Origin of the sequence: Plantactinospora sp. BC1, from assembly GCF_003030345.1 — a bacterium.
GTDB lineage: Bacteria > Actinomycetota > Actinomycetes > Mycobacteriales > Micromonosporaceae > Plantactinospora.
Genome location: NZ_CP028158.1, coordinates 4,927,081 through 4,940,633 on the forward strand (window position 1 = coordinate 4,927,081; position 13,553 = coordinate 4,940,633).

At 71.6% G+C, this 13,553-nt stretch carries 16 protein-coding genes; 8 read left to right on the plus strand and 8 right to left on the minus strand.

The features are described from left to right. Positions 1 to 69: 69 nt before the first annotated feature. From C6361_RS21565 to C6361_RS21600, 8 genes are all read right to left on the minus strand, one after another. Complete coding sequence (locus tag C6361_RS21565) at positions 70 to 285, minus strand: hypothetical protein (protein WP_107258841.1); 216 nt, start codon at positions 283 to 285, stop codon at positions 70 to 72. Between the two features lie 61 nt (positions 286 to 346). Further along, on the minus strand, positions 347 to 715 hold the full coding sequence (locus C6361_RS21570) for a hypothetical protein (RefSeq protein ID WP_107268801.1): 369 nt from the start codon (positions 713 to 715) through the stop codon (positions 347 to 349). Between the two features lie 238 nt (positions 716 to 953). Beyond that, the gene (locus C6361_RS21575; protein ID WP_107268802.1) at positions 954 to 2,363 is read right to left on the minus strand and encodes an ABC transporter substrate-binding protein; all 1,410 of its coding nucleotides are present in this window, start codon (positions 2,361 to 2,363) and stop codon (positions 954 to 956) included. A gap of 41 nt (positions 2,364 to 2,404) precedes the next feature. Next, positions 2,405 to 3,235 (minus strand): carbohydrate ABC transporter permease, encoded by an 831-nt coding sequence (locus C6361_RS21580; RefSeq protein ID WP_107268803.1) that lies wholly within the window; start codon positions 3,233 to 3,235, stop codon positions 2,405 to 2,407. Continuing rightward, a complete protein-coding gene (locus C6361_RS21585) occupies positions 3,232 to 4,056 on the minus strand; it encodes a carbohydrate ABC transporter permease (RefSeq protein WP_199853037.1) in 825 nt (274 codons plus the stop codon). The genes C6361_RS21580 and C6361_RS21585 overlap by 4 nt, the downstream gene beginning before the upstream one ends. A gap of 211 nt (positions 4,057 to 4,267) precedes the next feature. Next, on the minus strand, positions 4,268 to 5,086 hold the full coding sequence (locus C6361_RS21590) for an endonuclease/exonuclease/phosphatase family protein (protein WP_107268805.1): 819 nt from the start codon (positions 5,084 to 5,086) through the stop codon (positions 4,268 to 4,270). Positions 5,087 to 5,242: 156 nt separating this feature from the next. Next, complete coding sequence (locus C6361_RS21595; RefSeq protein ID WP_107271086.1) at positions 5,243 to 5,449, minus strand: DUF3072 domain-containing protein; 207 nt, start codon at positions 5,447 to 5,449, stop codon at positions 5,243 to 5,245. 120 nt (positions 5,450 to 5,569) lie between these two features. Continuing rightward, positions 5,570 to 6,292, minus strand: a complete 723-nt coding sequence (locus C6361_RS21600; RefSeq protein WP_107268806.1) for a class I SAM-dependent methyltransferase — start codon at positions 6,290 to 6,292, stop codon at positions 5,570 to 5,572. A gap of 716 nt (positions 6,293 to 7,008) precedes the next feature. Between C6361_RS21600 and C6361_RS21605 the strand changes: the two genes are divergently transcribed. The 8 genes from C6361_RS21605 (at position 7,009) to C6361_RS21630 (ending at position 13,539) form a co-directional block, all read left to right on the plus strand. Continuing rightward, positions 7,009 to 7,863, plus strand: coding sequence for a CBS domain-containing protein (locus C6361_RS21605; protein ID WP_159079412.1), 855 nt, complete (start codon positions 7,009 to 7,011; stop codon positions 7,861 to 7,863). 1 nt (position 7,864) lies between these two features. Next, complete coding sequence (locus C6361_RS37100; protein WP_159079413.1) at positions 7,865 to 8,092, plus strand: hypothetical protein; 228 nt, start codon at positions 7,865 to 7,867, stop codon at positions 8,090 to 8,092. A gap of 205 nt (positions 8,093 to 8,297) precedes the next feature. Next, positions 8,298 to 9,428: a hypothetical protein gene (locus tag C6361_RS21610; protein WP_107268808.1), complete on the plus strand. Its 1,131-nt coding sequence runs from the start codon at positions 8,298 to 8,300 to the stop codon at positions 9,426 to 9,428. Positions 9,429 to 10,065: 637 nt separating this feature from the next. Next, positions 10,066 to 10,434 carry a conjugal transfer protein TraR gene (locus tag C6361_RS21615; RefSeq protein WP_107268809.1) on the plus strand — a complete coding sequence of 123 codons (369 nt, stop codon included), beginning with the start codon at positions 10,066 to 10,068 and terminating at the stop codon, positions 10,432 to 10,434. Between the two features lie 1,158 nt (positions 10,435 to 11,592). Then, positions 11,593 to 11,859 carry a hypothetical protein gene (locus tag C6361_RS21620; protein WP_107268810.1) on the plus strand — a complete coding sequence of 89 codons (267 nt, stop codon included), beginning with the start codon at positions 11,593 to 11,595 and terminating at the stop codon, positions 11,857 to 11,859. Positions 11,860 to 11,955: 96 nt separating this feature from the next. Continuing rightward, the gene (locus C6361_RS37105; protein WP_159079414.1) at positions 11,956 to 12,135 is read left to right on the plus strand and encodes a hypothetical protein; all 180 of its coding nucleotides are present in this window, start codon (positions 11,956 to 11,958) and stop codon (positions 12,133 to 12,135) included. Between the two features lie 111 nt (positions 12,136 to 12,246). Beyond that, on the plus strand, positions 12,247 to 13,104 hold the full coding sequence (locus C6361_RS21625) for a rod shape-determining protein (protein WP_107268811.1): 858 nt from the start codon (positions 12,247 to 12,249) through the stop codon (positions 13,102 to 13,104). A gap of 114 nt (positions 13,105 to 13,218) precedes the next feature. Next, positions 13,219 to 13,539: a TraR/DksA C4-type zinc finger protein gene (locus C6361_RS21630; RefSeq protein WP_107258859.1), complete on the plus strand. Its 321-nt coding sequence runs from the start codon at positions 13,219 to 13,221 to the stop codon at positions 13,537 to 13,539. The last annotated feature ends 14 nt before the right edge of the window (positions 13,540 to 13,553 follow it).

A 13,553-nucleotide genomic window follows, 5' to 3' on the forward strand; every position in this document is an offset into this window, starting at 1 on the left:
TGGCGAAGCACGCTCCACCCGTCGAGCTGAGGGCCGAGGCCGGATGCGGCCCGCCCCGGTCGACGCTGCTCAGGCCGGGCCGGAGGGCCTCGGCTGTGGTGCCGCGCTGCGGGCGCCGCCGGACCGTACGCCGATGTCGAGTCCCAACGATCCGGCCCACACCTCGGTGTCCGTCGTCAGTACGTCGAGGGTGCTTTCCGCCGAGCGGACGGTGAGGTGCACGCCGGCCGCCGAGGCGACGGCCCGCAGCGCGATGGCGTACGCGTCGTCGAGACAGATCGCCACCGCCGCCCCGTGGGGTGCCCGGTCAGGGTGGTTCGGTCGGTGCGTTCACCATCCGCCTCCGCTATGCGAAATCGAGCTGGCTGGCGGGAATTCCCAGCCGGGCCCCGTACTCCTTGACCTGCTCGTATCCGGAGGTCGAGGGGTCGACCCGGAACACCCGGTGCCGGAAGATCACGTAGTGCGCGTCCGGTGACCTGAAGTCGACGTACCAACTGCCGGGGTGAGCCGGGTCGATGGCCTCGCTGATCCGCTGCGCCACCTCGTCCACGCGCTCGTCGTCGACCTCGATGTCGTGGCGGGTCCAGACCGTGAGCCACGGCGTCCGGTGCGCCTCCGTCACCTCTTCGACGACGGTGTTGGTGACGCTGACCTCGGCCAGTACGTCGAGTCTCTCCAGGCTCTCCCGGATGATCGACCCCGAATAGGTCATCTCAGCTCCACGAACGATCGTGACAGGTAAGGCCGCGAACTCGCCCGAGCCCGAATTTACCGTGCGTACCCCCGCAGCCGCGCCTGCCCGACAGGTCCGGTCGGCGGGTTCCGCCGCCGCCGACGACCGGGCGGGAGATCGGCGGCCGCCGGGGCAGTGGGCCGGCGGACGACCGTCGAGACAGGTCGCGGCCTGCCCGCCGGCCGCCCGCCGGCCCTCGTCACTGCCACCGACGAACTCAGCCGACCGACTTGTTGTAACTCTCGATCTCCGGCTGGACGCTCGCCGCGGCGTCCTTCAACGCCTGTTCGGCCGGCTTCGCGCCGACGATCGCGGCCTCCAGGCCGTCCTCGGAGGCCTTGCGCGCCTGCGGCATCACCCCGAGCAGGCAGCCGGCGGAGGCGACCGACGGCGGGAGCGCGTGCAACTGGTCGACCGCGGTCCGGAACTGCGGGTACTGGGCCACCCAGTCCTTGTCGATCTGCTCCTCCAGGGCCTTCGGGTTGATCGGCACGTAGCCGGTCCCGGTGTGCCACTGGGCCTGCTGGGCCGCCCCGGAGGCGAACTTCACGAACTCCCAGGCTCCGCGCTTCTCGGCGTCGCTGTGCCCGACACCGTTGATCCAGAGCGAGGCGCCACCGATGATCGGTCCACCGGCGGAGGCGTCGGAAACCTTCGGGTACGGCGCGGTGAGGACGGTGAACCGGCCCTTGGCGGCGTCGACGTACCCGCGCAGCACGCTGGTCGATTCGAGGTGCATCGCGACCGTACCGGCCTTGAAGGCGGCCTGGGCGTCGTCGGTCTTCCGGCCGGTGTTCGTCGCGTACCCGTTGCGGACCAGGTCGGCCCACCACTGCGCCACCTGCACGCCGGTGGCCTGGTCGAACTGCACCTTCGTCGCGAGCTTGTCCCGCCCGTTGCCGTTGTCGCAGTACTCCTTGCCGTCGGTGGCGAGGAGTTGTTCGAGCAGCCAGCCGTAGATCGCCGCGCCGAAGCCGTACTGGATGGTCTTGCCGCTGCTGTCCTTGACGGTGAGCTGCCTGGCCAGCTCGCCGATCTCGGCGAGGGTCTTCGGCGGCTTGGTCGGGTCGAGCCGGGCCCGCTCGAACGCCTCCTTGTTCAGATAGAGCAGCGGGGTCGAGGAGTTGAATGGCATCGACCAGAGCTTGCCCTCGACCGAGTAGTAGCTGGCGATGTTCGGCTCGATGTCGGCGGTGTCGAAGCCGTCCTTCTCGATGAACTTGTACATCGGGACGACCTGCTTGGAGTCCACCATGAACCGGCTGCCGATGTCGTAGACCTGGACCAGGGCCGGGGTGTTCTTCTGCTGCACCGACGCCTTGTATTTGGCGATCGTCTCGTCGTAGCTGCCCTGGAAGACCGGTTTGACCTCGACCTTGCCGCCGCTCTGTGCGTTGAAGTCGGCGACCAGCTTGTCGACCGCGGCGGCGTTCGCGCCCTTCATGGCGTGCCAGAACTCGACGGTCGTCTTGCCGTCGGCATTGTCGAGCACCTCGGCGCCCGGTGCGTTCAGAGCCTCGGCCGAGTCGCCCTCGTCGGAGCCCGAGCCGCACCCGCCGACCAGCGCGGTGGCGACGAGCAGGGCGACGGCCGCCACACCCGTCCGGCGTAGCCGCGAATTTGCCATTTCTACTCCTTTTGAGAGATGCGATGGTCCTCGTCGGGGGCTTACCGCAGTGCGCCGGCGGTGAGTCCGCGCACGATGTACCGCTGGCCGAAGACGACCACGGCCAACGTGGGGAGCAGGGAGAGCGCGACGCCGGCCAGGACCAGGCCGGGCTGGGCCGCCTCGGCGTCGTTGAGCTGCGAGATGCCGATCTGGAGGGTCTGGAACTCGGCGTCCCGGATCAGGATCAGGGGCCAGAAGTACTGGTTCCAGGCGGAGAGGAAGACGTAGACCCCGACCGCGGCGATCGAGGGCTTGGAGAGCGGTACGACCACCCGCCACAGCAGCCGCCAGTGGCCGCAGCCGTCGATCACCGCCGCGTCCCGCAGCTCGGCCGGGAACTGGAGGAACGCCTGGCGCAGCAGGAAGGTGCCGAACGCCGAGGCGAGGAAGGGCAGGACCAGCCCGAGGTAGGTCAAGCCGCCCCGGGTCAGCCCCCAGTCCGAGATCGCCAGGTAGTTCGGGATGATGATCGCTTCCCACGGCACCATCAGGGTGGCCAGGAAGAGACCGAAGGTCACGGCCTTCGCCGGCATTCGCAGGAACGCGAAGGCGTACGCGGCCAGGATGCTGGTCACCACCTGGGCGAGGGTGATCACGCCGGCCTGTACGGCGGAGTTGAGGTAGAACCGGCCCAGTGGCACCGAGCGGAAGACGTCGCCGAAGTTCGCCCAGTGCAGGGCGCTCGGCACCAGCGCCGGCGGATAACTGGCCAGGTCACCGGGGCCCATCACGGCACCGGCGAACGCGTAGTAGACCGGGAAGAGCACCGGGATCAGCGCCAGCCCGAGGACGACGTAGACGACGATCCGGCCGGGGTTCGGTTTTCTCATCGGTAGTGCACCCGCCGCTCCAGGATGCCGAACTGGATCGCCGTGCAGATCAGCATGATCACCAGCAGTACCACCGCCTGGGCGCTCGCCCCGCCGAAGTCGGACGCTCCGAAGGCGAACGCCCGTTCGTAGATCGAGTACACCAGGGTGGTGGTCGCGTCGTCCGGGCCGCCCTTGGTGAGGATGTGGATCTGACCGAAGCTCTGCAACGCGTGGATCGTGGAGACCACGACCAGGAAGAAGAGTTGCGGGGAGAGCAGCGGGATGGTGATGCCGGTGGCCAGCCGCCAGCCGGTGGCGCCGTCGAGCCGAGCCGCCTCCACCACCTCGGGCGGGATCGCCGCGACCCCGGCGGAGAGCACCAGCACGTTGTAGCCGAGGTTCATCCAGACCGTGGCCAGACCGACGGCGGGCAGCGCGATCGACGGGTCGGTGAGCCAGTTGACCCGGTCGATCCCGACCGCTCCGAGCAGGCCGTTCGCGATCCCGATCGCCGGGTTGTAGATGACGGCGAAGACCACCGACGCGGTCGCCACGGAGAACGCGAACGGGAGGGCGAAGGCGGTCCGCAGCACCCGTACGCCGCGCAGCCGCGCCTCCAGCAGCAGTACCACGACAAGCGCGCCGATCACCGCGGGCAGCACGCTGATCAGCGTGAACAGCGCCGTCGTGGCCAGTACCTCGCCGAACTCGCCCGACAGCATCTCGGTGTAGTGGTCGAGACCGACATAGGCACTCGGCGCACCGAAGATGTCGTTGCCGTGCGCGGAGAGGTAGAAGGTGCGGGCGAGGGGCCAGAAGATGAACAGCGCGAAGACCACGACCGACGGCAGTAACAGCAGCCAGGAGAGCGAAGCCTCACGTCGTGGCCGGCCGCGGGTTGGTGTGGGGGGATCCGCGGTGGCGCCGGCCGGGGCGCGTTCGGCAGCTAGCGGGGGAGACACTGCCGCACAGTACCAACGCATTCGTCCTGTTGGTATTGTTCCGGCTCGATCTTGATCTGGCAGTTACCGGTGCCTGCCGCCGCACTGGTCAGCCGCGCCAGCGCAGGTCTGCGACCACCGCCCGGTGGTCGGAGGGATGGACGCCCTCGACCGGCTCGCCGGCCAGCCGCACCCCCTCGACCAGCACCTGCTGGTCCTCGCGGCCGGGGCGGAAGAAGATGTGGTCGATGCGCTGGTCGATCATCTGGGGTCCGGCCTCCAACGGCGCGGACGGATGGGTCGACGGCAGGGTGACCGCGTCGGCGGCTCCGTTGCCGGCGCTCCAGGCGTCGGTCAGCACGTCCCGTACCGGCCGCAGCACCGGGGAGTCGACGGCCGCGTTGAGATCGCCCATCAGCAGCACCGGGCAGGGGCCGTCGAAGCGGGGGTCGGTGGCGAGATCTGCCACGAAGGCCCCCTGCGCGATGCGGTCGTCGGTGTACGGGACGCCGTAGTCGAGGCAGGCCGCCACGACGGGCAGCGGGCCGGCAGGGTGGTCGACCCGGACGCTGAGCGCGACCGGATCCCAGCTGCGGTGCCGGGCCGGCATCACCGGCGCCTCGTGATCGAGGATCGGCCACCGGCTCAGTACCGCGATCCCGAGATCGATGTCGTCCTGGTCGGCCGCGTCCGGGTCCCTCGGCGCGGGTGGGTAGGAGGGTGCGGCGAAGACGGCGTGCATCCGCAGCGCGTCCGCCAGCTCGTGTGCCTGGGTGGTGCCAGCACCGGCCCAGACCTCCTGGAGCGCCACGACGTCGGGGCGAAACCGTTCCAGCGTCGCGCGGATGCCCGGCTGTCGGTCACGCCAGCGCGGTCCGAACCGCCACCAGATGTTCCACGTCATCGCCCGGACCATGCTGTCGACCATCAGCGAACCTCCGTTGCCGTGACCTTTTCATGATCCGTATTGCCCGGCGGCGGTGACGACCATGCGAAGCGTCGGGGTCCGGGGCGGTGGGCCCGGACGGGGCTCGGCCCGTCCAGGCCCACCTCCGGTGCACGGTCGGGTCGGCGAGCGGGTGGGTCAGGAGCGGCCGCCGCGGCCGGTCTGCTCCTGCAACTCGTCGATGAGCTGCGAGGCCTCCGCCTTGGTCAGGTTGTCCGGCACATCCCGGCCAGCCTCGCGGGCCAGGGTGGCCAGGTACGACTCCTGCGGTCCGGTCGGCGGCTCGTCGCCGGTCACCCACTGCTCGGGGTCCTTCTCCGGGTTGTGATCGGTCACGGTGCTCATCTCCTCTTTCTCGAACGCCTGTCCCATTACCCCGACGTCCGGCGCGCCGAACATCACCCGTGCGGTGCGGTGCCGACCGCCACGAGTGGGGGGAGCGGAGCCGGCACCCCGCGGCGGGGATCAGCGCGGGTCCGCGGGCTTTCGCGCGAGGAAGAGCTGGTACCGGGGCTTGCCGTTGCGGTGCCGGCCCAGGACGGCCAGGGGCACGGCCGTCGTGACGAAGCCAGCCGCGGTCAGGTCGTCGTGGAGTGCGCGGAGCGGCGTGCTGCGGTAGTACATGACGAACGGGGGGCGCCACACGGCGTTGCGGACCCGCATCGCCAGGTCGAATCCGAGCGTCGCCCAGTGCCAGACCGAGGTCGGCGGCGACGGTGTGCTGATCGCGAAGGTGAAGAGCCCGCCCGGACGCAGTGCCCGGTACACCCCCTCGAAGAGGGCAGGTCGTTCGGCGGGCAGGAAGTGCCCGAGCGCCCCGAAGTTGACCGCCAGGTCGAAGCCCTCGGCGAAGGGCAGCGCCCGGGCGTCGGCGCGTACCCAGGAGGCGTCCGGATGCGCGATCCGGGCCTGCGCGAGCATGCCGGCGCTGAAGTCGACGCCGGTGATCCCAGCTCGGCAGACGGACCTGAGCACCAGCATACCCGCGCCGGTACCGCAGCAGACGTCCAACCCGTCGTCGAACGGCCCGAGCTCGGCCAGCGCGTGGGCGCTCGCGTCGAGGATCCGTTCCGGGGTGCGGAACGGGGTGTGGTCGAACTTCGGGGCCAGCAGGTCGTAGCCGCGCTCGACCGAGGACATCGCCTGGACCCAGAGTTCGCGCAGAGACGGGCCTTGGGGCGAGAACACCCGCCGAGGGTACCCGCCGGACGACGGCCCCGCCGGCCGAGCGCGCTCCGTACCTGCGCCTTCGGACGGTCGTACCGTCAGAAGAGGGTCTGCGTCCGGTGACCGCCGCACCGGCGTCCTGGTCTCGTTGCCGACCACCGGCAGGTTAACCCTGATCGTGTCTGCGCGCCGCGGCCCTGTCCGGGCCGGTCGGGCCGGGCGAGCATGGAGACACGGCACGGCCCCCGGACCGAGGCGCCGGGGAGTGGGCGACGCCCGCGAGCGCCGCCCGCCGTGATCCAAGGAGCTGTTCGTGGGTGGGAGGTTTCGGTTCGCCCTGATCCTCGCGGCCGGTGCCGCGGCGGTGCTGGCGGGGATGTTGGCCGTCGGGTACGCCGTGCTCGACCGGGTGCTGATGGTCGCGATCGTGGCCGTACTGGGTTGGTGCGTATCTGTCGCGCCGTTCCGCCCGCCGCGCCTTGCGCTGCGGGACGACACTCGTCGACCCGACGGAGCCCCCGGCGACCCGGTCCCGGGCCGAGCGGCGGCGCGGGTGCGGTCCTCGCCGGGCCGGGCTCCACTGCCCGGACCCGACGGAACCGGGTTCTCCGCCCCACCCGGGCCGGGCGGCGCACCCGGGCCGGGCGGCGCACCCGGGCCGGGTGGCGGGGCTCGGCCGACCACGGCTGGCGGGGCTCGGCCGACCACGGCTGGCGGGGCGCCGGCAGGAGTTGCTGATGACGACACCGCTTCCGGTGCCTGATCGATCGGACAGGAGGAGCACCATGCAGTGGCGGGTACGCGATGTGATGACCACCGATGTGATCACGGTGCGCGACGACGCGCCGGTAGCGCAGATCGCGTCCGTGCTGACCGAACGGCAGATCAGCGCCGTCCCGGTCGTCGATCGATTCGACACCGTCACCGGCGTGGTGTCCTGGACCGACCTGCGCGACACCGTGCGGACCGACGAGGCCGGAAACGACACCAGGGGCCGCTGGTGGCCCCTGCGGTCCCCCCGGCTGCGCTGGCCCGAGACGGACGCGGTGGACGTGATGAGCGCCCCACCGGTGACCGTCCCGCCCGACGCGTCCCTGGCGGCGGCGGGCCGGCTGATGCGTCGCCGGGAGGTCGGCCGGCTGCTGGTCGTCGACGACCGGAACCGGTTGCTGGGCATCGTCACCCGCAGCGACCTGTTGAAGGTGCACGACCGACTGGACGCGGTCATCCGTGCCGAGGTGACCCAGCGGGTGCTCCAGCGCGGCCTGATGATCCCCGCCGATGACGTCCGCGCCGAGGTGGACGACGGCCGGGTCACCCTCACCGGCCGTACCCGGCGCAGGACGACCGCGATGGCGGCGGTCGCGATGACCGCGATGGTTCCCGGCGTCACCGACGTCGTCGACCTGATCACCTACGACGCCGACGACGTCCCACCGGCGGCGAAGCCGCCGACCTCCGACGGGTCACCCGCCGGATGGCAGCAGGGCGGCCCGATACCGATCAACCGGTCGCACCGGTTGCGGCGTCCCGGGTACGACCACAACGTAGCCGCGTACGGCGACAGCGGCGGATCGAAGACACGGAGATGACATGACCAGCCGAGCCGTGGCCACCGCTACCCCAGCACACGTCCCGCTGCCCCAGGCACCCGTCGACCGGGTACGCCCATCCGGCCAGCGCGTGCCGGCGTCGCTCGTCGACGCGCCGTACGGCGCTCCGGTGACCCCTGCCCCGGTCGCCCCGGGCGGGCCCGTCGACATCGTCGACCAGTGGGGGGAGCAGTCCTTCCCGGCCAGCGACCCGCCGGCCAACTGGTAGGTCGATCCCGACGCCGTAGCCACGACACCCACCGTCCCAGCCGGCCCGAGCGGTGCCGGCGTGCCCGGCGCGGCCCGGGTGGCACCGGGGTGCCGGGCGCCGGACTTCGCCGCCGGTACGTAACGACCGGTCGCCGGAGCCGAAGCCGCGCCGGCCACGGCGGCCGGGGTTCGCTGCGCCCGTGAACTGTCTGACTGGAGCCGAGATGGATCTGCTGACCGCGCCGGATCTCGCGGAGCTGGCGAGCAGCCGCGGTGGCCTGCGAATCTCGCTGTACGTGCCGACCCAGCGCGGCGGGCCGGCGACGGTCCGGAACCGGATCCGGCTGCGGAATCTGCTCCGGCACACCGAGCGGGTCCTTCGCGCCGACGGTATCGGCGTGGGACGGCTCGACGCCGTGCTCGGACCGGCGTGGCAGCTGCTGGACCTGCCCCGGTCGTGGGACCAGCCCAGCGACGGCCTGGCGGTGTTTCTCGGCCCGGACGAGGTCCGGCAGTTGCGCGTGCCGCTCCGGCTGCCCGAGTTGGTCACCGTCGGCGACCGGTTCGTGGTACGGCCTCTGCTGCCGTTGCTGAGCGCGAGCGGCCGGTTCTGCGTACTCACGCTCACGCACGACGAGATCCGGCTCTTCGAGGGGACCCGTCGCGGCCTGGACGAGGTGGCCCTGGAAGGTCTGCCGCTGGCGGTCTGGCTGACCATGCCCCGGCCGCAGCAGCACGCCCACGCGTTCCTGGCCGGTGGGGCCGGAGCGGGTGGCGGGACGCTGTTCCACGACGGTGGCGACCAGGAGACGACGCAGCGGGTGCTACAGCACTTCCAGCGGGTCGACCAGGCCCTCGGCGACCTCTGCCACCAGGGGCAGGTGCCGCTCGTCCTGGCCGGCGTCCGTTCCCTCCAGGCGCTGTACCGCAGGGCGAACACCTATCCACGGCTGTTGCCGACCGGGGTGGACGGCAGTCCGCGTGGGATGCCCGTGGACGTCCTGCACCGGCGGTCGTGGGCACTCGTCGAGCCGATGCTGCGCCGCGACGAGGCCGCCGCCGCGGCGACCTACCGACGGTTGCGCGGCACCGGACGTACCACCGTCGACCCTCGCGAGGTGCTCACCGCCGCGCAGCAGGGCCGGGTCGAGGCGCTGTTTCTCTCCACCGACGCGCCCGGCCACGCCACCGGCGTGGATGCCGGCCCGCTGGTCCGGCTCGCCGAGACGTTGCAGCCGGCCGACGAACTCGACCTGGCCTGGGTGGCGACGCTGCGCCACCGAGGAGAGGTACACGCGCTGGCACCGTCCCGGATGCCGGAGCGCGGCCCGGTGGCCGCGACGCTGCGCGACTGAGGGCACGGACCGGTCCACCGCGTCGCCGCAGCCGACCCGTTCGGCAGACCCTGCCCGCCTGGGCGGCCCGAGCCGCCGATTGCCGAGGTATGGCAACGACAGCCCCGGCACGCTTCCGGCCGGTGCCGGTGCGGTGCCGGCAGCCCACGGGCAGGCTTGGAGTCAGACGTACGGCGAATGATCTGCGAAAGCGAGCCGGCGGGCGTTGACAAGTTTCAGGGCGGGCGCCCGCGCGGCAGGCCGGGCAGCGGCTGACGACGGGGTCAGCCGCTGCCCCGGCGACTACTCCGGGCACCGTGCCGCCGGTGGCGTCACCGGACGCGCGGAGCCAGCAGAGGCTCCGGCCCCAGCGGTCGGCGTCGAAAGCGGCCGGGTCGCGGTTCGCGGGCCTGGCCAAGCGTCGGGGGCCGCGCCAGACCCCGGGTCTGTCGCGGCGCCCGGCCGCTCGACGGGACGGCGCGCGGGCAGGTTCTCGCGACGGTTTCCGTCACCCGGTCATCGGGCGGGCGCGTGCACGTTCGGCTGGCAGCCCTGCCGGCCCCGCGTCGCGGGTCGGCCCTGCGTGGCGGCGGCCGTCTCCCGGCCGCGACGGAAGGAACCCGCGTCGTAAGCCCAGTCCGGTGAAGGGACGAGCGTCATGACCCGCACCGTGTACGACCCGAGCAAGGCCACCCGCACCGCGTACGACCCGATCGAGGCCCGCACCGGGTACGACCCGATCGAGGCGCTGCGCGAGACCCTGGAGGCGCAGTTCCAGCGGCACACCGACAAGCTCGCCGACCTCACCGTGCGGAGTGGTCCGCCCGGTCGTCGCCGCGACGACCCCGGCCTCGCCGCACAGATCGCCGCCACCCGGCAGGCGATAGCGGATACCGCGCACGCGCTGCAACGGATGGCCGAGGGCAGCTACGGCACCTGTGGCCGTTGCCGGGCGAGGATCAGCATCGAATGGTTGCGAAACCAGCCGCACGCGCAGTTCTGCGAACCATGCGAGCGCAACGGATAGCCCGACAGCGCGCCCGTCGCGCCGGCCATGGCCCGGCTTCGCCGTGGCCGCCGCGCTCGCCCTGGCCGTACGCCTGGGCACGATTCGGCACCTGCTCTGCCGAGCGGGCGGTCAGCACGGATGTGCCGCCTGAACCGGTCTGGTCCGGCGACCGCTCATCTCGGTCCGGCGACGGCCGTACCGTGGCCGGTCGCGCCGGCCCCACCGTCCTTTCCGGACACTTCTGCCGCCTGTTCCGCCGGTCCGTCCGCGTCTCCGGCCGGGCGAGTATGCGAATCGCACCGGGCCGGGCGGGTCGCCGGGACCGGTTCGCGCACGGTCGCCGGGTCCGCTCTTGCGGGTGGTACGGCCGCTCTCCACCAGGTCTGCCGCCCCTGGAGTACGAGCGATCAGGTGCAGGCCGACCGGGGCGAGCGCGAGCCCGGCCGCCAGTACGAAGCCGTGTCCGGTCCGCATGCCGGTCACTGTCAACGCCACCGCCACCGCGAGTAGTAGCCAGCCGGAACGGCGGATCCGGGCGGATCGTGCCGCGCTGTGCGGATCCGACGGCCGACGGCCGGCCCGGCCGGTACGGGGTCGCTGACGATGGCTGTGCATGACTCCAGCGTCGCCGTGCGGCGGCCGTACGGCGAGGTGCGGCACCAGACGAGATCGGCCGTGCGTGATGCCGACCGTCGGCAAGCTGACCGGGCCCTCGGCGCGACGAACCCAGCGGCGGAGCGGCCGTCACCGTACGGTTCACCAGCCCAATTGCTGACGACCGGCAACGAACAGCGGAACTAGACTTCCGGCGCCGTCCGATGGTGCCGTCGGGGGGCCCGCTTAGGCTCGATCTGCGCCGGTAGAACGGGATTCGCCAGCGGTGCGATCGTGGTCGGCTCCGAGCCGCCCGAGACGCTCGCCGGGCCGCTGCCACTCTTCCCGCCCGACCAAGAGATCCGCGCCTGAAGCCGTTCCCGAACCAGCGCGTCGCCCGAGAGACCCGGTTGGACGTATTCCGCACGGGGAACCACCGCCACCGAGCACGATGCGGTCCGGTCCGCAGGTCCACCGCATCCGATCCTGAACAGGAGTGCCCATGACGATGGAACGCATTGGCCTGCCCGGCGTGGGGATCTCTCACGTGCTGACCACGTGGGAGGGTAACCGGTTGGCATCGTGACGCACCTCGACGGTCGACACGTCCTGGTCCTCTACGACCAGGCCGAGCCGGAGGCGGCGCTCGGCACCGTCGCGTTGCTGCCGGCCGAAGCCCGTTCGGTGGCGGATGTGCTGCACGCCACGGTCGCCATGGACCAACTGCCTGCCTGGGCCGTGATCGGCCGGGTGGCCTTCGCGGCGCTGCTGGTCGCCGTGACCCCGCCTTCTCTGTCAGCGGCCCCTGTTCCGGGTAGTCGAGGCTACCTTGCCGGCCGTCGGCAGTAAGAAGACGAAGACGTTACCGACAGCGACCGGTGTTCCGGCGGCACGAGCGGCGGATGCTCGAGGTTCTATCTGGTCGCGAACGTGCGAGGAGGTGTGATGACGACCGGCAGGGTCACCGATCATCTGGGCGTCGCCAACCTGCGCGCGCATGCCGTCGATGCGCCGGCCGACAGTGCACCGCTCGCGCCACCAGGTCTTGACGATCCGGCGCAGGCCAGGCCGGCGGCCCGAGTGCGTGTAGTGGCCCGCACCGCGCCCAGGGGCACCACCCGCTAAGCAACAGCGCCCTGACGCACCTGCCATGACCTGGCAGGCGACCGGCGCTACCCGCATTTTCCCCGGTCAACTCCGGCGACCGATCGCACTCGACGTGGAAGGGGCTTGACGATGAGCATCGTCGATCAACGCGGCGCCCTGGAATCGGCGTCCGACGCGGCCGCCTTCCGCACCGAGCCTTCGACCACCCTGGCGAGCACCGAGCCTTCGACCTCCAGCGCCACCCACACCGAGCCGGCCGCGGTCGGGATCGACCTGGGCAGCGGCTACACCCGGATCTGGGCCTCGGGACGTCCACTGGTCCAGTTGCCCAGCCTCAACGACAGCCTGAGCAACCCCAGACCCTTGATGCGGCGCGGTCGCATCGTCGACTCGACCGGCCTGCGGGCGCTGCTCGCGCGGATCCTCTCCCGCTACCAGCGACCGCTGCCCGCCGGCGCGGTCGTGGTCGCCTGCCGACCGGTCCTGAGCAAGGCGGCCGACGACGAGGCGATGCGGGAGCTGCTCAGTACGGTCTTCGACCCGTCCCGGCTGCTGGTCACGCCCACCATCCGGGCCGCCGCGATCGGGGCAGGCGCGGCACCGGGTCCACTGCTCATAGCGGACATCGGCGCGCAGCTCATCGAGGTCGCACTCCTGGCCGACGGTGGCCTGATAGCGGCGCGCCAGGCCAACATCGGGATCCGGGACCTCACCGGCCCCACCGCCGACGACATCATCGTGCACACCGTCACCGACCTGGTCCAGGACCTACGTCGCGACACACACGCGCGCGACGTCGACAGGGCCGCCGTACACCGTGGCCTGGTCCTTGTCGGCGGCGGCGCGATCGCGCCGGAACTGGTGGCCCGCACCACCGCCGCCCTGCGGCTACCGGTCCGGTCGGCCAGGCGGCCTCGCATCGCCGCCGTGCACGGCGCCGGTCTGTCCGCCCTCGCGGCGATACGCCGAGGGCCGCACCGACGCTGACCGGCCCGCACCCACGCTGACCGGCTCGCACCGACGTTGACCGGTCCGCCTCGACCCATCCACGCCGCACTCCGCGGCCCCACCAGCCTTGGTATTCCAGAGAAAGGGAGCGCCATGACCACCGTTGGCAACAGCCGTCTAGAGAACTTCCAGCAGGTCCTGCAAGCCCAGCTCGACCAGCAGACCGCGGAACTGACCAAGCTCAGGGCGCACCGTACGAACCCCGAGCAGATCGGCCTGGACCCGCAGACCGTCACCGCTCTGATCAACTCCACTCAGCGGGCCGTGGCCGACAGCACTGAAGCGTTGAAGCGGATGACCGACGGCAGCTACGGAACGTGCGAGCAGTGCCAGCGGGAGATCCCCACCGAGCGGCTGGAGATCCTGCCGCACGCCCGCTTCTGCATGCCGTGCCAGCAGGCCCGCAACAGCTGACCCGGTGTGCCCCG